A 19488-nucleotide genomic window follows, 5' to 3' on the forward strand; every position below is an offset into this window, starting at 1 on the left:
TTTGCCGAGGTGCTGAAAATTCAGTACCTTTAGTCACCAAAATATATGAACGCACCTTCATGACCAAATACGCAATACCTGATACTGATCGCTTCAAAACAAAACATCGCGATAAAAACACACATCTTATTGTGCTTCAAAATCAAGCCGGCATGCAAGTCGCGCTAACGGATTATGGCGCACGCATTGTCAGCATTCTTGTCCCTAATAGCCAAGGAGAAGCGACTGATGTTGCTTTGGGATTTGGCTCCATCGCCGATTATCTAAAGGCGGAATCTAAATTCTTAGGTACTACCGTGGGACGATATGCCAACCGCATCGCCAATGCACGTTTTGAGTTGGACGGCCAAACCTACCAGCTCGAACAGAATAACGGCAGCAATTGCCTGCATAGCGGTAAGGATGGATTTCATGATCAGGTTTGGGACAGGCAAACCAGTGTACAACGCAAGGTCGATTTCTATTATACGGCGAAAGACGGCGAAAGTGGTTTCCCTGGGAACCTGAATGTTCACATTTCTTATGAATTAACGGATCAGAATGAATTGAAGATTGCTTATCGCGCCGTAACCGATCGCAAAACGGTACTCAACCTGACGAATCATGCTTATTTCAATTTACATGGAGAAGGCCAAGGCGAAATATTAGATCATCTAGTTTACATTCCATCACAAGAGTACATTACGACAGATGAAAACCAAATTCCGTCCAGCGCAGGCGAATCCGTAGAAAATACGCCATTCGACTTTCGGGAGCGCACACGCATTTCTGATCGCTTGGATTTAGATCATCCGCAATTGAAGGTTGCCGCAGGATTCGATCATAGCTATGTCGTTGTTCCAAGTGCGGAGCAGTTAGTTGCATCGGCGCTTTCCGAGCAATCGGGCATACAATTGGATGTTTTTAGCACCGAACCGTCGGTTCATTTTTACATTGGCAGTCATTTGTTGGGAAAGGATACAGGTAAATCGGGCGTAGCATATCAGCCGTATTCGGGATTCTGTTTTGAAACGCAACATTTCCCAAATTCTCCAAATGATTCGAAATTTCCTTCGGTGACACTTGACAAAGGGCAAGAATATCAGTCAAAGACTACGTACAAGTTTTCGTTAAATAAAAAATCGTTAATTTAGATTATTATCCCAAACAAGAAAATATGAAAAAGGCAACATGGATAGCGCTAGCATGCAGCGCCGCATTGTACTTCCAGCAGGCACAAGCGCAGGAAGTGGTTTCCGCGACAGACACAGTAAGCTACCAATCTGCGATGAAACAAATCAGCAAATTGGCGAGCAGTGGAACGGAAGAAGACAAAGCTTTATTGAAATTGGAAGCAGAAGCATTGTCCAAAAAATCAAGCGAAGATTTATTGACTTTGTCCGCGATGGTTTACGAGCGCGCGTTGGACAATAAAGAAGAAGCAGAGAAAATCCGCAAAGAAATTGAAACAAAATTCCCAAATGGTGAATATGTTCGTGATAAAGAATTTTCAGCCACTTTCGGCGGTGGTAAGCCAGATAAAAGTCTGACAGGAAATGACCTAGAGCAAAAATACCTAGAATTTGCTAAGAGGTTTCCGGCGGAAAACAAAGATGGAAAAGGTTCTAAGCACGAGAAAACAGCTTACTATTTAATTTCTACGCGATACGCGGAAGAAGGTAATCCCGCAAAATTACAAGAATCTTTGGGCAAACTAAAAGGAACCGACTACTACCTTCCTGGTGTTGCAAATGCATTGGATGATTTTCCTGAAGACAAAAAAGATTACAAAGTTTTCGGACCGATGCTAAAAGAGGCATACGACAGCAGCAAACCGAATCCGGATGCAGCTACTCCACAGTCTGAAAACGATGCATATTTCCACGGCGCTTTAACGCCACATTATGCGAATGCATTGATTGCTGATAAAAATTATGACGAAGCGATTTCAGTTACGAATGCGGCTTTGGAAGAAGCACATTACGGCGGATACCATGCGTTGAAAAACACGAAAGTTTTAGGTAAAGCGTATACGGACAAAGGAGAGAAAGAAAAGGCGTTGCAAACGTATGAGAAGTTTATGGTGGCTAGCGGTAAAGATTCGACAATCGTAGCTGATGCTCAAAAACTTTATGGCGATATCCACGGTCCTTCTGCAGATTTCAACGTTTATTTAGCTGATTTAGACAAGCAATTGACGGCTAATTATTTGGCGAAGTACGAAAAGGAAATGGTGAAGAAAGAAGCGCCAAACTTTACTTTGATGAATCGCGATGGTAAAGAAGTTTCCTTAAGTGATTACAAAGGAAAAGTGGTTGTTTTGGATTTCTGGGCAACTTGGTGTGGACCTTGTATCATCTCATTCCCAGGTATGCAAGCAGCAGTTAATAAGTACGCGGATGATAGCGAAGTGGAATTCCTATTTATCGACACGTGGCAACGTGAAGAAAACTACAAAGAGTTGGTGGCTGAATTCTTAACAAAAAACAATTACAACTTCCACGTATTGTTCGACGAAATGAAAGATCGTTCGAAAGCAGCGGTTACCGCTTACGGCATCCAAGGTATTCCTGCGAAAGTAGTAATTGACAAAGAAGGATTTATTCGTTTTCAAAATTCTGGCTCTGAGGCTAACGTAGAAAAGTTGGTTAAAGAATTAGACACGAAAATCGAGTTAGCAAAACGCGGATAAGCATTTTTGAATTCCCGCTACTTAGCGCAAGCTAATCAAAATAAAAACGCCTAGGAATGAAGATCATTTCTAGGCGTTTTTTCGTGGAATATCCAGCAATTACTCCGCTAATAATGCCTCCAACGCTTGCTCTACTTTTTCGAAACCAAAGGCGGCTTTGCTTTCTGCAAACAAACGAACAATCTCCTCGTTGCATAAGTTTCCAATACTACCTTCGTGCGTATGATTTACCGATTTTTCCGGATTGAATGTTCCTTCCTCAATGGCCAATCCAATGTTTTTATACGCTTCGCGGAATGGAATTCCTTGAAGCACTTCATTATTCACGACTTCGACGCTGAATAAATAATCATATTTCGGATCATTCAAGATGTCATTCTTGATATCGATGTGTTGCAACATAAACGTCGCAATCTCCAAACAATCGTTTAGTGATTGAAATGCCGGAAACAAGTTTTCTTTCAACAATTGCAAATCGCGGTGATAACCAACAGGGAGATTTGTCGTCATCAACGCAATTTCGTTCGGTAGCGCCTGAATTTTGTTACAGCGAGAACGAATCAATTCAAAAACATCCGGATTTTTCTTGTGTGGCATAATACTCGACCCAGTGGTCAAATGCGCTGGGAACGAAATAAAGCCAAAATTTTGGTTGATGAACAAACATACATCCATGGCAAACTTCGCCAACGTCGCTGCGATGGAGCTCATCGCTTGCGCAAGCACGCGCTCCGTTTTTCCGCGCCCCATTTGCGCATAAACAACATTGTAATTCAGATCTTCAAAACCCAGCAAATTGGTGGTCATCGTACGATTTAATGGAAAAGAAGAACCATAGCCAGCCGCCGATCCTAATGGATTTTTGTTGCATACTTTCCATGCGGCGTTCAACAAATGCAAATCGTCCACCAAACTTTCCGCGTACGCGCCAAACCAAAGCCCAAATGATGAAGGCATAGCAATTTGCAGGTGCGTGTACCCCGGCATGAGCACATTCGCATGCGTGTTACTCAACTCAATTAGCTGATTAAATAGTTTCTCCGTTTGTCCGACCAAATTTTGAATTTCTGAACGGAAGTACAATTTCAAATCCACCAAAACCTGATCATTTCTAGAACGTCCAGAATGAATTTTCTTTCCAGCATCACCCACGCGTTGCGTCAGCAACATCTCGATTTGCGAATGCACATCTTCCACCACATCTTCAATCTCGAACTTCCCGTCCAACACATCACGGTAAATATTTTTCAATTCCTTTTGCACCGCTTCCAAATCTTCGGAAGTCATCAAATCAATGCTGTACAACATTTTGGTATGCGCCAACGAACCCAAAACATCTGCGCCAGCAAGATGCAAATCCATCGCACGATCATTCCCTACCGTAAAATTCTCCACAAAAGAATCTACGTCTATATTTTTTTGCCAAATCTTCATATCTGATTCATTTTTCTACACCAAATCCCAGTAAATACGAGCTACTGATTATATTTGTGCGAAGTCCGCACATTTTTAGGGCACAGATTCATTTTAAAACTAACAAAAATACCAATTGCAGTCCGAAATTCAATATATTCGGCAGTCCAATTTAGAACAACATCTTTACTTATGAATTTCAAACCTCTCGTTTTATTAAGTGGTTTATTGTTGAGCTCCTTGACAGGAGTTGCGCAAGAACAAAAACCAGCAATCACTTGGAAAGACATTCCGAAGTGGGAATACCTGCGCTTGAATGTATTGGCGATCTCAAACGATTCCAAATGGTACGCATACGCTGGCGGACCAACGCAAGGCGATCTTAAATTGCAACTGAAAAGTGCCTTTGACACGACATCTTACCACTATAATATCGGCGGAGCTACTGGACCAATTCGCTTCAATGAAGGTTCGAGCCACGTTGCTTTCTTCGAATCACCATCTTACAAAGAGATTAAGGCGAACGAAAAATCGCGGAAGCCAAACAGCAAGAAATTACGTTTAGTAACGATCAAAGATACGAGCAGCGTACTTTTTGAACGCGCGACCTCATTTGAGTTTTCTAATGATGGTGGCAATTGGTTGGCAGTACGTTTCGAATCCGCCGGACCAGCACAGAAAGGCTCGGACGCTGCGAAGGGCAGTGATCTGCTTTTATACAACCTAAACAACAAGCAATCCTTCAACGTCGGTAATGTCAACGAATTTCAATTTAACAAATCCGGACAATATTTGGTGTACACGATTGATGCGAACGGCAAAAATGGAAATGGTGTTTTCCTTCGCAACATGCAAACGGGAACGACCTACGCGCTAGACAACGACAAAGCGAATTACAGCAAATTGAACTGGAACAAAGAAGGAACAGCATTAGCCCTGCTGAAATCGAAAACGGATAAATCGTATAAAGATCCGGTTTATACCTTGATTGGTGTGAAGGACATCAAAGGCGACCAGTTCGATCTTACTTCTTACACAGGATTGGATGAAAAAGAAATCACGGCAGGATTTGGTATTAGTGAAAATAGCACGCCCTATTGGTCGAAAGATTTAAGTGCCTTGTTTTTCGGGATTGCAAAATTGGAAAAAACAGAAAAAGCCGAAGCCGATACAACGGCGAAAGATTCGACACAAATCGCTGATAACAAACCGCAAAAAACAGTAGCTAAAGGAAATAAGGATACCGAAAAACCCGATATGATTATTTGGAATTGGCAGGACAAGCGATTACAATCTGCGCAGCGTAAACAAGCCGAAGGCGATAAAAATCGCACCGTACAATCTGCGTATTTTATTAAGAACAAACGTTTTGTTTCCTTAGCCGACAGTGCATTGAAGAATATCACCTTGTCGCCAAAACAAGATATGGGTTATGCATTCGATTATTCGCCTTACGAGCGCGAAGCGAACTTAGATGGACAACAATTTGCCGATTTATATTTGGTGGATATCGCATCAGGCGATAAACGGAAAGCCATCGAAAAGCTGTATTTAAATGCGATCCGAAACATCCTCTTTTCACCAGATGGGAAACAGCTTTTGTACTACCGCGATGGCGATTACTACAACCTAAATACGCAAACGCTAAACTCCGTCAATCTGACGAAAAACATTTCAACAAGTTTCGTTGCGGAAAAAGTCGACAATAACGTTACTAAGCCGGCTACATCCAGTTTCGGTTGGACGGCAGACGGTAAATTTGTGCTATTGAAAGATAACTTCGATTTGTGGAAAGTTTCCGCCGATGGCAAATCCGCTGTTTCTGTCACCAAAGATTGGAAGAAAGAGCAATGGACGCCAATGCGCTTGTTGAGTAACTTCTACAAAGACGACGATTTCACGGATTTGAAAAAGGATCAATATTTTGTTGTATTTAATGATGCGACAAAGCAATCCGGCATCGCTACTTGGAAAGCTGGAAGCAATACGGTATCGATCAACATCCATTCTGACGACGTGTATCGATCGGTAGAAAAACCAAAAGGAAGCAACACCATCTATTATACGAAGGAGAACAATACGACAGCGCCCGAACTTTACATCGCGGAAAAGGGCGATTTAAGCGCGGGCAGAAAATTAACGGAAAATACGCCGACGGCGAAAGATTACGCGCTATCGAGCGGATCAAAATTGATAGAGTACGTGAATGACTTTGGCGACACGTTGCAAGCAACGATATTCCTTCCAGCCAATTATGTAGAAGGCCAATCCTACCCGACCATCACGTACATTTACGAGCGATTGACAGACGGAACGAATAATTATGCACAACCTGCATTTCCGGGCGGTGGATTCAATCGCGCCGTGTACACCAGCAATGGTTACGCCGTTTTGATGCCTGATATTGCTTACAAGCTAAACGATCCGGGTATGTCGGCAGTTGCTTGTGTTGTTCCAGCGGTGAAGGCAGCCGCAGCGACGGGAATTGTTGACAGCGCGCGCGTGGGAATCCATGGACATTCTTGGGGCGGTTACCAAACCTCGTTTTTGATTACGCAAACCAACATCTTTAAAGCTGCGGTAGCAGGTGCGCCATTGACAAACATGATTAGTATGTACAGTTTGATTTATTGGAATTCAGGCAGCACGAACCAAAGTATTTTCGAATCGTCACAAGGTCGATTAACAAGCGGATATTGGGATAATTGGGATGCGTATACGCGTAACTCACCAATCTATCACATTAAAAATGTGGAAACGCCGCTGGTTATTTTGCATAATGATAAAGATGGCGCGGTAGATTACACGCAAGGTATTGAATACTTTAATGGCCTGCGCAGATTACAAAAACCGGTAACCATGCTTACCTATAATGGAGAAAATCATGGATTGATGAAGGAAGTTAATCAAAAAGATTACGCCGTTCGGATGATGGAATTTTTCGATCATTACTTAAAAGGTTCGGAATCGCCAGACTGGTGGGCGAAAGGAATTGACTATTTAGATATGGAAAAACATTTGGAAGCAAGATCGTTTTAGCAAGATGTTGAAGGATATGTATGCGTTTTAGATTATTAGATTTGGTCATCAAATTATCACAGACTAACAATAATATTAAAAAGTAACCACTTACTTTTTTTTAAAATATAGTTTGTAGGCTTAATTCAAAAGCCTATGTTTGTGATGTAAAGGGAGATGAAAAAAGCTGTTTGAGTAAGTTTATCCTTACTTGAATTACTGCCAAAGCTAAACTTTAAACATGATAGACCTAAAAAGTCTTAAAACTTACACGAAATTCATGCTATCCAATTATAAACTAGTTTTTGATGAAAAGCTTGTCTAGTCCTTAGACAAGCTTTTTTGTTTTTAAAAGGTGCTTGGATGAAGTGTTTATTATTGTTTCTACTATCTTTTTAAAAAATCAGTGCGCCAAGAAGTTATTCAAGGGCATTTAAGACTTATGTTTTAGATTACCCACAATTCCGCCAAATACCATATAATACTATTTGATTATATTTGCTAGGTATTAGCAGTAAGCTATAATTCCTATCATCATGGCAACGGAGAGCAAGAGACAACAACGATTTGCTGGAGTAATTCAGCAGGATTTAGCGGAAATATTTCAACGAGAAGCACAGCAGTGGGCGCCAAATGCATTTATCACGGTGACGCGTGTACGCGTTACGCCGGATTTGGCGATTGCTCGCGTTTACTTGAGTTTCATCAATACCGCTACCGCGAAAGAAGATTTGGAAAAAATCAAATCGAAATCCAGCGAAATCCGCTACAAGTTGGGCACAAGAATAAAGAACAATGCACGCATTGTCCCCCATTTGGAATTCTTCTTGGACGATACCAACGAGTATGTGGAACATATGGATAAGTTGTTTGATCAAATCAGCAAAGAACCGCGCCAACCCGACGAAGATTAGTATGCTATCTGTTACAGCATGATCTTTCAACTGGAAACTGATCCAAGTATTCTACCTGATCCGGCCCTTGCCGAGGAAGATGGATTGCTTGCCGTTGGCGGAGATTTATCACCAATTCGATTGCTACACGCTTATCAAGCCGGTATTTTTCCGTGGTACAGCGAAGACAGTCCGATATTGTGGTACGCACCGCATGAACGCTTTGTATTATTTCCGGAAAACATTCGGATAAGCAAAAGCATGAAATCCATCTTGCGGAGCGATAAATTCCATTATACGATAAATCAGGTGTTTCCAGAAGTGATTCAAGCTTGTTCGCAGATTGAGCGAAAAGAACAAGACGGTACTTGGATTGTCAACGATATGATCCAAGCATACTGCGAATTGCATACCTTGGGGTTTGCACATTCCGTAGAAGTTTGGAACAACAATAAAGAATTAGTTGGCGGATTATACGGCGTACTTATTGGTCAGTTATTTACTGGAGAAAGTATGTTTTCCAAAGAATCGAACGCGTCGAAATACGCGCTAATTCAGTTAGCACAGAATTTCGACCTCCAACTTATTGATTGTCAAATCCACTCTGCGCATTTGGAACGTTTAGGTGCGGAGATGATTACGCAAAGTGATTTTTTGGGGATTTTGGATCAACAGGAATACCGAAAGAATGGTTTGTCATTATTAACAAAAGAACATCATCGAGAGATATGAAATTTAAAATAGGCGATTTCGTACGATTTGTAGACGAGGCGATTGAAGGGCACATCACCTCATTCCATAGCGAAGAAATTATGGGTGTGACCGATGAATCGGGATTTGAAATTCCAGTTCACGTCAGCAAAGTAACTGCGGTGCACGGCGATATGAAGCGAGCGGACGATGAGGAAGTTGAGACGGCTGTGCCAACGGGACAGTTTATTGAGAAAGGCGTTTACATCGCAGTAACTGGAGAACAGCGAGAAGGTTTGGCGCGTTTTCATGTGATAAATGAAACTTCCTTCCGACTTGTTGTTGCTATCTCGGAAGTGCAGGGAACGAAACATAAAGGACAGTTTGCTTCTATACTTTCGGCTCGAAGCACGGAAGAGTTTTACACGGCCAATTTCTCCGCGGTAGGCAAATGGCCAACCTTTTCTGTTCGCATTATTAAATATACAGACAGTTTACAAACTGCCCATCGCGTCATCGAAGAAGAAGTGAAGATCAAAGCTGGGCAAATCAATCAGTCCAAAGGGCGTTTGGATTTGCTTTCCGAAAAAGCGTGGATTTTCCCTTTGGATGCGGAGAAAAAGGACATCGGTCTAGATCGGCTAAAACAATTTGGCAAATAGCAAGCAGAATTTTCTGGCAACGATCGTATCAGGCACGACCAACAAAGCTAAAAACCACTGACATACAGTATTTTATTAAATTTTAAGCGCTATTTAAAATCGTTCTAAATTTATCCGTTTGACAGATTTTTGACAGAAACAATGCCCTTTTGATCTACATTTGCAGGACGAATCATAGCGCGAGAAGCAGACTTTGGAAAATTTAAAAGTAATAGCGTTTACCCACAAGCATGTCGAACTAAAAGACTTGGGAAACTTGGTTATCTGCAACGATGAGTTGAATCACAGATTGATCAATCTAAAAAACAGCTTAGATATTCCGGAAATTTTTTACATCGGTACATGTAACCGTGTTGAGTTTGTTTTCTATGGCGCACACGAACTTACTGATGAGTTTGTTGCCGCATTTATGCATGGCATGAATTTCTGCGTACCAAGTGAGCGTTTGCAATGCTATCTCGGACAAGTTAATAAATACAGCGGTTTAGAAGCTTTGAACCATTTGCTTCGTATGTCTTGCTCGATTGAAAGTTTAGTCGTTGGCGAGAAAGAAATTTTAGCACAAGTTCGTCGCGCATACGAAAGATGTCGCGATGCTGGTTTTACCGGAGATTTCATGCGTTTGATGATGGATCGATTGGTAAAAACGGCGAAAGAAGTTTATACGCATACCAATATTTCCAGAAATCCAATTTCGGTGGTTTCCTTGGCTTACCGCAAACTTCGTGAAGTAAAATTGGTAGATGATCCACGCATTTTAGTGATTGGCGCTGGTGAAACCAACCAAAACTTGGCGAAATATCTTAAGAAGCATAAATACAAAAACTTCGTTATCTTCAATCGTACAGTGGAAAAAGCGCATGCTTTAGCGGAAGAACTGCAAGCGGTAGCGTATCCACTTACTGAATTGGAGAACTACAAAGGCGGATTCGATGTGATGATTACTTGCACTGGTTCGTCAGAACCGATTGTTAATGCGGAATTGTACACATCCCTTTTAGCTGGAGAAACGGACAAAAAAGTCGTTGTCGATTTGGCTATTCCAAACGATATCGACGCCGAAGTCATTGCACAAAACCCAATCCACTACATTGAGGTAAGCAGCCTTCAGGCAATCGCACAAAAGAATATCAAAGAACGCTATGATGAATTGCATCATGCGGAAAAAATAATACACCAAAACATCGAGGAGTTTCTTCCGATGATCAAACAGCGTCGTGTGGAAGTAGCTATGCGTCAGGTGCCGGATAAGATTAAAGAAATCCGCGCTATGGCGATGAATGAGGTTTTCGCTCGAGAATTGAATGGTCTTGATCCACAAGCACGCGAAGTGCTGGAGAAAGTCATCAATTACATGGAGAAAAAGTACATTAAAGTTCCTATGGTTATGGCTAAGGAAATATTGGTACAATCTTCTGCTGTAGAACAAAACTAGTCGAATTTCCCCGTTATTTTCCGGCCGCTTTGTATGGTGTTTACGCATCGTTTTGGGTAACTTTGCCCTACATCTTTATAATTTCGTTGTGAAAAGAAAACTTACAATCGGCACGCGTGGAAGTGCTTTGGCGTTATGGCAAGCGAATCACATTAAGGACAGATTACAAGAAATCGGCATAGAATCCGAACTCAAAATTATCAAAACGCAGGGCGATATTGTTCAACATCTGCGGTTAGACAAATTGGAAGGAAAAGGATTTTTCACCAAAGAACTGGAGGAAGAATTATTATCCAGCCAAATTGATTTAGCGGTTCATTCACACAAAGATTTACCTACCGTTAATCCGCCAGGATTAATTATCGCTGCTGTATCTGAACGCGAAGATCCGTCTGAATTGCTGATCATCCGTAAAGAAGCTTTCGACATTACACAGAAATTCTCCCTAAAAAAGAACGCAACAGTTGGCACATCGTCCAACCGCAGAAAAGCACAGTTGCTATCTTTCCGTTCGGATTTGGAATTTGATGACCTACGAGGAAATATCCAAACGCGTGTGCAGAAACTACGCGATGAAAAATACGATGCTATTATGTTGGCGAAAGCCGGAATCGGGCGCGTAGAAATGGATTTGTCGGAATTTCATGTAGAAGTAATTTCTCCGATCAAAATTATTCCTGCTCCGGCGCAAGGCGTTTTAGCTGTACAAATTCGCGAAAATGATCGAGAATTATTCGAAATGCTACAGCCGATTAATGATCAATCCGTACAGGAAACCATCGCTGTGGAACGAAAAGTTTTGAACCTTTTCGATGCAGGTTGCCATGCTCCGCTTGGCTCCTACTGCCGGAAGCACGATGGCAAATACGAAGTTTGGACTTCCGTTGCGGAGGACAATGAAGAATTTCCGGATCGTTTATTTGTTCGATCAGCATCCACGGAAGGACTATCGGAGCAGATTTTCAATAAGTTTCAAAAAGACCGTAAGCTACCAAGCTCCGTATTCATCACGCGCGATTTAGACGAAAAAGGTTACTTAGCTCGCTTCTTGCAGAAACACAATATTGAAATTGAAGGCAGATCGTTGATCAAGATATTTCCGATCATCAAGCATTTGGATTCTTTCATTTTAAAACATGCAGATTGGTTATTCTTCGGCAGCAAAAATGCGATTGAGTATTTTTTCCAGCTAGAGCCTTTCTTGATGAAGAAAACAAAAATTGCCGTTCTAGGCCAAGGTTCTGAGCAAGCATTACGCAAATACAATCGCGTCGCGGACTATTCGGGCGACCGCGCTGGTTTGACGGTGGAAGAATTTGCCATTGAGTTCGCCAAAATCGCAGACGGTACAAAAGTCGTGATTCCTTGTGCGAAAGAAAGCTTAGGAACGATTCGCGATGCATTGAGCGCAGAAACCGAAGTGATTAGTATTCCGGTTTACGAAACCATTCAGTTGGAAGATGTCGATAAAACCAACGCACAAGTTTTGATTTTTACGTCGCCAAGCAATGTAGAAGCTTATTTTAAAGAGCATTTACTTGATCCCGGACAAAAGATCATTTCGATTGGAACTTCCACCGGGAAAAAGTTCGAAGAAATGGGGATTCCTTACGTTATGCCATTTTCTCCTGATGAAATTGGTTTGTCGGAGGCGGTGTTTGGCTTAGATATTTAATATTATGATGATTAGACCACGTAGAAACAGAAAATCGGCGGTGATCCGCGATATGGTACAGGAAACACAATTGCAAGCTGCAAACCTGATTTTTCCGTTATTTATTATCGAAGGCAATAATCAAAAAACGGAAGTGAAATCGATGCCCGGTATTTATCGCTACAGCATTGATAATCTACTTCGCGAAGTAGAAAGCTGTCTAAACCTAGGTTTGAAAGCATTCGACTTGTTTCCCAATATCGAAGATTCGCTGAAAGATAAATATGCTACGATAAGTTATCAGAAAGATAATTTATACTTACGCGCTATCGAAGCCGTGAAGAAAAACTTCCCGGAAGCTTGCGTTGTAACCGATGTAGCGATGGATCCATACAGTTCAGATGGGCACGATGGTATTGTGGAGAATGGGGAAATCCTGAACGATGAAACGTTGGAAATTCTGGGCAAAATGGCTTTAGCACATGCGGAATCCGGCGCTGATATTATCGCTCCTTCTGACATGATGGACGGTCGTATTGGATACATCCGTCAGGTTTTAGATCAAAATGGGTTCACTAATGTTTCGTTGATGTCCTACACCGCTAAATATGCTTCTGCATTTTACGGTCCATTCCGCGATGCGTTGAATTCTGCACCTAAATCCGGTGACAAGAAATCGTACCAAATGAATCCGGCCAACGTGCGCGAAGCGCTGATTGAAGCACAGCTTGATGCTGAAGAAGGTGCAGACTTTTTAATGGTAAAACCTGGACTTCCGTACTTGGACGTGGTCAAAATGTTGCACGATAATTTCGATCTTCCAATCGCAGTATATAATGTAAGCGGCGAATACGCAATGTTGAAAGCTGCCGCGCAAAACGGCTGGCTTGACGCAGAACGTTCCACGATGGAAACTTTATTGAGCTTCCGTCGCGCTGGCGCTACTGCCATTCTTACTTACCATGCTAAAGAGGTTTTGGCGAACGGTTGGTTGACACGGTAACTGTAACGTCATCGCGCGGAGGCACGACAAAGCGATCTTATAATTATGTCTGAAAATACGAGCAACATGTTTATATGATGTGAGATTGCTTCACCACTCGTTCCTCTGGGTTCGCAATGACGAAATAATTAGAATAAAGAGCTTATAACAACATTATACAATAAACAGAAAACGGGTTCTCTTCAATTGAAGAGAACCCGTTTTCTATGTTATCTAAACCGTTCTAAACGCTTATTGTGCATTCAAGAACATCGATTTTTGACTGTATAATTCGCGGAAGTGAGGATCGTTCAAATCTTTGATAAAGCGAATTGCTTCACCTGTTGATTTCATCTCAGGACCTAATTGCTTGTCAACTTCTGGGAATTTAGAGAAAGAGAATACCGGCTCTTTAATCGCGTAACCTTCTAATTTACGAACGATGTTGAAATCGCTCAACTTTTTCGCGCCTAGCATTACTTTCGTTGCGATATTGATGTAAGGAACATCATACGCTTTTGCGATGAATGGTACTGTACGCGATGCACGTGGATTCGCTTCGATGACATAAACTTTTTCATCTTTGATAGCGAACTGGATGTTTAACAATCCACGAACGTTTAACGCTTTAGCCAATTTTTTCGAGTATTCTTCCATGTGCGCTTGTACCGATTCAGAAAGACTGAATGGAGGTAATACCGCCGATGAATCTCCAGAGTGAATACCTGCAGGCTCGATGTGTTCCATCATACCGATGATATGTACATCTTCTCCATCACAGATTGAATCAGATTCAGCTTCCTCAGCACGATCCAAGAAATGGTCAATCAAAATTTGATTACCTGGAAGGCTGCGTAATAATTTCACGACTGCTTTTTCCAAATCTTCATCGTTGATGACGATACTCATTCCTTGTCCACCCAATACATAAGAAGGACGAACTAATACTGGGTAACCTACTTCATTTGCCACGCGAATCGCTTCTTCTGCGTTCGTAGCTACGCCGTATTTCGGATAAGGAATATCCAATTCTTTCAATAAATCCGAGAAGCTTCCGCGATCTTCTGCTAAATCCATGTTTGCGAACGATGTTCCGATAATCTTCACACCTAAATCTTCCAATTGTTTCGCCATTTTCAACGCTGTTTGTCCACCTAACTGAACAATAACGCCTTCCGGTTTCTCCAATTCGATGATTTCACGTACATGCTCCCAGAAAACAGGCTCGAAATATAATTTATCCGCCATGTTGAAATCCGTAGATACGGTTTCCGGGTTACAGTTGATCATAATCGCCTCGTAACCACATTCTTTTGCTGCCGACAAACCATGCACACAAGAATAATCAAACTCGATACCTTGGCCGATACGGTTAGGTCCGGAACCTAAAACTACAATTTTCTTGCGATCAGAAACTACAGATTCGTTCTCATCTTCGAATGTTGAATAGTAATATGGCGTTTGTGCCGGGAATTCAGCCGCACACGTATCTACCATTTTGTAGACGCGATTGATGCCTAATTCTTTACGGCGATCATACACTTGATCTTCCGTTACGTTGCCTAACAACCAAGAAATCTGTACATCAGAATATCCTTTTTGTTTCAACGTTAAGAAGAAATCGCGTGGAATATTATTCAATTGATAACGGCGTAATTCCGTTTCCAATTGTACCAATTCTTGGATTTGAACCAAGAACCATTTGTCGATATGTGTTACTTTACGGATGGATTCTAAAGGCACGCCCAATTCAAATGCATCTTTCACATGGAAAAGACGATCTGCACTTGGATGCTCCAAAGAATACATAATTTCTTCCAAATCGCGCGACTGACGACCATCAGCACCTAAACCTGCTCGACCAGTCTCCAAAGATTGCGCTGCTTTCTGCAAAGCTTCGATGAATGTACGACCGATGGCCATTACCTCACCTACCGCCTTCATCTGCAAGCCTAATTCTTTGTTAGCACCTTTGAATTTATCGAAGTTGAAACGAGGAATTTTCACGATTACATAATCCAACGTTGGCTCGAAATAAGCTGATGTCGTTTTTGTAATCTGGTTTTGCAATTCATCTAAGTTATAGCCGATTGCCAATTTCGCAGCAATCTTCGCGATTGGATAACCCGTTGCTTTAGAAGCTAACGCTGATGAACGAGATACGCGAGGATTGATTTCAATCGCAATAATCTCTTCATTTTCCGGATTTACCGAGAATTGTACGTTACAACCTCCGGCGAATGTACCAATCGAGCGCATCATCAAGATTGCTTGATTACGCATATCCTGATAACATTTGTCCGACAAAGTCATACCCGGAGCTACCGTAATGGAGTCACCGGTGTGAATACCCATTGGATCGAAGTTCTCGATCGTACAGATGATGATCACGTTATCGTTTGAATCGCGAAGCAATTCTAATTCAAATTCTTTCCAACCTAAAACCGCTTGTTCTACCAAAACTTCATGCGTTGGAGAAGCGTGTAAACCGCGGTTCAATGCAGCATCAAAATCTTCTTTCTTGTGCACGAAACCACCACCGGTTCCAGCCAAGGTATACGAAGGACGAATAACCAATGGAAAGCCGATCAGCTGAGCTGCTTCTTTACCTTCTAAGAATGAGTTCGCAATTTTAGAGTTTGCGATACCAACACCGATATCGATCATCAACTGACGGAATTCTTCGCGGTTTTCCGTTTTTTCAATTGCAGCAACATCAACACCAATCACTTTAACGTTGTATTTGTCCCAAATACCGCGATTTGAAGCTTCAATACATAAGTTTAATGCTGTTTGCCCCCCCATTGTTGGTAATACCGCATCGATTTGTTGTTCTTCCAATATTTGCTCGATACTCTCGCAAGTAAGTGGCAATAAGTACACATTGTCCGCCACGATGTTATCCGTCATGATCGTAGCTGGATTGGAGTTAATAATCGATACGCGAATACCTTCTTCTTTTAGAGATAAGGCTGCTTGAGATCCAGAATAGTCGAACTCGCATGCTTGTCCGATTACAATAGGACCCGAACCGATAATTAAAACCGAGTTAATGGAAGTGTTTCTTGGCATTTCTTTTAATTCAAAATGTTAAAATACAAATTGTTAATTGTGGGACAGCGCAACGAAATGTGCAGTGTAGAGTGCGGAATTCCGACTGCTTTGTCGGAGTGCAAAATTATATAATAATTTGCAATAATCCATCAATTATTTACAGACTTTTAGTTGCTATCCTCAGGAATGTACATTTGTAGATCAAAATGCTGATTAATATATCTTTTAACATCGGGAGTAAGTACCACCTTCTCTTCCACAAGTGGCAACAAAGCAGTATCTATCGCCAACCGTTGATGATAATCATTAATCGCTTTCACGGTAATTTGATATAAAAACTCCTGCTCTTCATCCGATTTTTCGCGATACAGATATTCGCCATCATCGTATTTCGCATCCGCAACATTATCGCAGGAATCTTGTATGGTGTAGTGATAATATTTGTAAAAGTCGCCAAATAAGACGTTCTGCTGATCCAACGTATTTAGCACGCTGTTAAAAGCATCTGCGGTGTCCTTTTGAAAGTTCATTTCTTCAACCAAGTTTCGGAGTTCATCATTTGGTTGAGGTGCTTTGCTACAGGCTACTAAGCAAACAACCGCGGTAAAGATCATTAAGGTATATTTCATTTTGGCAGATTGGGTTTTAATCGATAACTACTTCGTCGATAAATAAAAATGATTTCTTGGTATTCTTCGCCTGAAACTTCACAAACTTCGCCATGATTGGCTTATCAAACTTAATCTCAAAAGATTTAATATCCATCACAGGCGGACGTTCTTCCGCACGGATTTTGAGCGTTCCCGCTTCGCGATAACTTTTCCCATTATCAGAAACTAAAACTTTGATTTCTCCCGGAAAATGCACTCCAGGCCCCGGCATCTGCATAAATCGCGCTGCGACGCGCTTCAATTCTTCGCGACGATCCAAATTCACCACCACATCAATATCGGAAGTAAATCCTTGCCAATTTCCATCTTGATAAGTTACACCACCTTTGCGACCATCCACCAACGTCGTTTCGCCTTTTGCTGCATAACGCTCGTTCCACGGACTATTATAATGCACCGCTTTGCCAATCGCCTTATGAATATCTAAATCAATGACCTTCACCGGACTCATTCGCGCAGAACCCAAAAAAGTTGCCGCCTTCAGCGTTGCGCTAACCGCCATATCAATCGGTGCAATGTACAAAGGAGAATCGTTATCGGGATCCGAACCATCCGTGGTATAGCGAATGGTTGGGTCAAATTGTTCTGAAAAGAGCGTAATGTGATTTGATCGCTTTTGCGCGTCATATTCCACTTCGTACGAAACATGGAAACTTGGACGATGATAATTCACCTCCAGTTGCTGCAATATGGCGTAATGTTTTTGCAACCTTCTTTTAAAATCAGGAAAATCCCGTTGTTCTTGATCCGTCCAGTTTACTTCCGCTAACGCCAAAGCGCGCGGGAAAGCCATGTATTCCACGTGCTGTGGATTAGGCATAAATTCGGTCCACACATTCGCTTGCGCGCCCAAAATGTGATGCGCTTTCTCCGGATCGATCTTTTCCGAAATGGGATTATAACTGTAAACCCGCTCCAAAGGAAGGTAACCACCAAAAGCGGTCGGTTCAGTACGCGGATCAAATTGGTAGAAATCAAAGTAAAGATGGCTTTGTGGAGTCATAATCACGTCGTGTCCTTTGTTGGCAGCTTCGATACCACCTTCCTCGCCGCGCCAGCTCATCACGGTAGCACCATCCGTCAATCCACCTTCCAAAATCTCGTCCCAACCAATCATCTTGCGCCCTTTGGATTGCAAATATTCATCCATCTGCTGGATCGCATAACTTTGCAATTCTTCCTCCGTTTCCACACCCAGCTTTTCCTTCAACGCGCGACATTTCGGACAGGTTTTCCAATGTGTTTTGTCGGCTTCGTCGCCACCAATATGAATATATTCCGATGGAAAAATAGCGATTACCTCATCCAAAACATTTTTCAGGAAGGTAAATGTTTCTTCATTGCCGACGCAAAGTTCGTTTTGTCCGTGCGCTAATCCTGTACAGGATAATTGCGGATAAACGGCAAGCACTTCTTCGGAATGACCCGGCATTTCAATTTCCGGGATAATATTTATGCCCTTCTTCGCCGCATAATCCACCAATTCGCGAGCTTGCTGTTGGGTGTAAAAGCCGCCGTTCGCATTGGATGAACCTTGTTCGACATACCGTTTTCCATAATGCTCCCAATCTTTAAAGCTGGCGTGCGGACGCCAAGCTGCTTTCTTAGTCAATTCTGGATACTGCTTTATTTCCAATCGCCATCCTGCACCGTCAGTCAGATGCCAATGAAATTGATTGAACTTATATAATGCCATTACATCGATGTACTTCTTTAGAAATTCGAATGGCATAAAATGGCGCGATACGTCCAAATGCAAACCACGATATCCGAATCGCGGCTTGTCCTCAATTTCCACGAAAGGCAGCGCATTTCCATCTTGTAATAAGCGAAGTTGATGCAGTGTTTGCATACCGGCTAAGGCGCCAGCTGGATCCGAAGCTTTGATCAAAATGCCCCGCGCATCAATTTTTAAGGAGTATGCGCCCTTACCGATCTGCTCGCCATCTTTAGGTTGCAGTAGCCAAATGCTGGTTGGCGGCTGCTTGCGCGATCGTTTGTAGATCTCGTAATTGTAGATATTTAATCCCGGAACATCCGACGCCAATCGAGCGATCTCCCCAAAAGGTTCTTGATAGTAAACGAACAAAGGTTGGTTGAGATCCAAGCTACCGTCATTAATCACGACACGATCCGGACGAGGAATAATATCGGCGTTTAATGTTTGAGCAGATATACGCAAACTAAACAATATGGACAGGGAAAAGAGCCCTAATAACCGCGTAAATAACATAATAGATAAGTGATTTGAGTATGTCAAATATCCTAAATAAACCAGCAAACGCCAACGTCGGTTTGTAAAACTTTTATGAAACTTGGTCGACAAATCTCGTGTGGAAAAAATG

13 protein-coding genes are annotated in these 19488 nt (G+C 42.0%); 9 read left to right on the plus strand and 4 right to left on the minus strand.

Going from position 1 to position 19488, the window contains the following annotated elements; translation table 11 throughout:
- Positions 1-59: 59 nt before the first annotated feature.
- Together ACFSQ3_RS15750 and ACFSQ3_RS15755 are read left to right on the plus strand one after the other, a co-directional pair.
- Positions 60-1133: an aldose epimerase family protein gene (locus ACFSQ3_RS15750; protein WP_380870535.1), complete on the plus strand. Its 1074-nt coding sequence runs from the start codon at positions 60-62 to the stop codon at positions 1131-1133.
- 23 nt (positions 1134-1156) lie between these two features.
- Positions 1157-2671 carry a redoxin domain-containing protein gene (locus tag ACFSQ3_RS15755; RefSeq protein WP_380870536.1) on the plus strand — a complete coding sequence of 505 codons (1515 nt, stop codon included), beginning with the start codon at positions 1157-1159 and terminating at the stop codon, positions 2669-2671.
- Positions 2672-2770: 99 nt separating this feature from the next.
- Here ACFSQ3_RS15755 and argH read toward each other — a convergent pair whose 3' ends face one another.
- On the minus strand, positions 2771-4105 hold the full coding sequence (gene argH, locus ACFSQ3_RS15760; protein WP_380870537.1) for an argininosuccinate lyase: 1335 nt from the start codon (positions 4103-4105) through the stop codon (positions 2771-2773).
- Between the two features lie 171 nt (positions 4106-4276).
- Between argH and ACFSQ3_RS15765 the strand changes: the two genes are divergently transcribed.
- The 7 genes from ACFSQ3_RS15765 to hemB all read left to right on the plus strand — a co-directional run bounded on the left by ACFSQ3_RS15765 (position 4277) and on the right by hemB (position 13439).
- A complete protein-coding gene (locus ACFSQ3_RS15765; protein WP_380870538.1) occupies positions 4277-7123 on the plus strand; it encodes a S9 family peptidase in 2847 nt (948 codons plus the stop codon).
- A 515-nt stretch (positions 7124-7638) separates the two neighbouring features.
- The gene (gene rbfA / locus ACFSQ3_RS15770; protein ID WP_380870539.1) at positions 7639-8016 is read left to right on the plus strand and encodes a 30S ribosome-binding factor RbfA; all 378 of its coding nucleotides are present in this window, start codon (positions 7639-7641) and stop codon (positions 8014-8016) included.
- An 18-nt stretch (positions 8017-8034) separates the two neighbouring features.
- A complete protein-coding gene (gene aat, locus ACFSQ3_RS15775; RefSeq protein ID WP_380870540.1) occupies positions 8035-8727 on the plus strand; it encodes a leucyl/phenylalanyl-tRNA--protein transferase in 693 nt (230 codons plus the stop codon).
- Positions 8724-9347 carry a hypothetical protein gene (locus ACFSQ3_RS15780; protein ID WP_380870541.1) on the plus strand — a complete coding sequence of 208 codons (624 nt, stop codon included), beginning with the start codon at positions 8724-8726 and terminating at the stop codon, positions 9345-9347. The genes aat and ACFSQ3_RS15780 overlap by 4 nt, the downstream gene beginning before the upstream one ends.
- Positions 9348-9540: 193 nt before the next feature.
- A complete protein-coding gene (hemA, locus tag ACFSQ3_RS15785; protein WP_380870542.1) occupies positions 9541-10782 on the plus strand; it encodes a glutamyl-tRNA reductase in 1242 nt (413 codons plus the stop codon).
- Between the two features lie 88 nt (positions 10783-10870).
- Positions 10871-12457 carry a hydroxymethylbilane synthase gene (gene hemC / locus ACFSQ3_RS15790; protein WP_380870543.1) on the plus strand — a complete coding sequence of 529 codons (1587 nt, stop codon included), beginning with the start codon at positions 10871-10873 and terminating at the stop codon, positions 12455-12457.
- Between the two features lie 4 nt (positions 12458-12461).
- Entirely contained in the window at positions 12462-13439 is a 978-nt protein-coding gene (hemB, locus tag ACFSQ3_RS15795) for a porphobilinogen synthase (protein WP_380870544.1), read from the plus strand.
- Between the two features lie 231 nt (positions 13440-13670).
- On the opposite strand, the gene carB is transcribed toward hemB, so the two are convergent.
- The 3 genes from carB to ACFSQ3_RS15810 form a co-directional block, all read right to left on the minus strand.
- Entirely contained in the window at positions 13671-16490 is a 2820-nt protein-coding gene (gene carB, locus ACFSQ3_RS15800) for a carbamoyl-phosphate synthase large subunit (RefSeq protein WP_380870545.1), read from the minus strand.
- A 149-nt stretch (positions 16491-16639) separates the two neighbouring features.
- The gene (locus ACFSQ3_RS15805) at positions 16640-17101 is read right to left on the minus strand and encodes a hypothetical protein (protein ID WP_380870546.1); all 462 of its coding nucleotides are present in this window, start codon (positions 17099-17101) and stop codon (positions 16640-16642) included.
- Positions 17102-17117: 16 nt separating this feature from the next.
- Positions 17118-19376 (minus strand): glycoside hydrolase family 20 protein, encoded by a 2259-nt coding sequence (locus ACFSQ3_RS15810; protein ID WP_380870547.1) that lies wholly within the window; start codon positions 19374-19376, stop codon positions 17118-17120.
- Positions 19377-19488: the final 112 nt, after the last annotated feature.

Origin of the sequence: Sphingobacterium corticis, assembly GCF_042684745.1 — a bacterium.
GTDB classification, from domain to species: domain Bacteria; phylum Bacteroidota; class Bacteroidia; order Sphingobacteriales; family Sphingobacteriaceae; genus Sphingobacterium; species Sphingobacterium corticis.

Bases quoted from the DNA above. Each gene is read 5' to 3' on its own strand.
- ACFSQ3_RS15750 (WP_380870535.1), top strand. From the start codon at position 60: ATGACCAAATACGCAATACCTGATACTGATCGCTTCAAAACAAAACAT.
- ACFSQ3_RS15755 (WP_380870536.1), top strand. From the start codon at position 1,157: ATGAAAAAGGCAACATGGATAGCGCTAGCATGCAGCGCCGCATTGTAC.
- argH (WP_380870537.1), bottom strand. From the start codon at position 4,105: ATGAAGATTTGGCAAAAAAATATAGACGTAGATTCTTTTGTGGAGAAT.
- ACFSQ3_RS15765 (WP_380870538.1), top strand. From the start codon at position 4,277: ATGAATTTCAAACCTCTCGTTTTATTAAGTGGTTTATTGTTGAGCTCC.
- rbfA (WP_380870539.1), top strand. From the start codon at position 7,639: ATGGCAACGGAGAGCAAGAGACAACAACGATTTGCTGGAGTAATTCAG.
- aat (WP_380870540.1), top strand. From the start codon at position 8,035: ATGATCTTTCAACTGGAAACTGATCCAAGTATTCTACCTGATCCGGCC.
- ACFSQ3_RS15780 (WP_380870541.1), top strand. From the start codon at position 8,724: ATGAAATTTAAAATAGGCGATTTCGTACGATTTGTAGACGAGGCGATT.
- hemB (WP_380870544.1), top strand. From the start codon at position 12,462: ATGATGATTAGACCACGTAGAAACAGAAAATCGGCGGTGATCCGCGAT.
- carB (WP_380870545.1), bottom strand. From the start codon at position 16,490: ATGCCAAGAAACACTTCCATTAACTCGGTTTTAATTATCGGTTCGGGT.
- ACFSQ3_RS15805 (WP_380870546.1), bottom strand. From the start codon at position 17,101: ATGAAATATACCTTAATGATCTTTACCGCGGTTGTTTGCTTAGTAGCC.
- ACFSQ3_RS15810 (WP_380870547.1), bottom strand. From the start codon at position 19,376: ATGTTATTTACGCGGTTATTAGGGCTCTTTTCCCTGTCCATATTGTTT.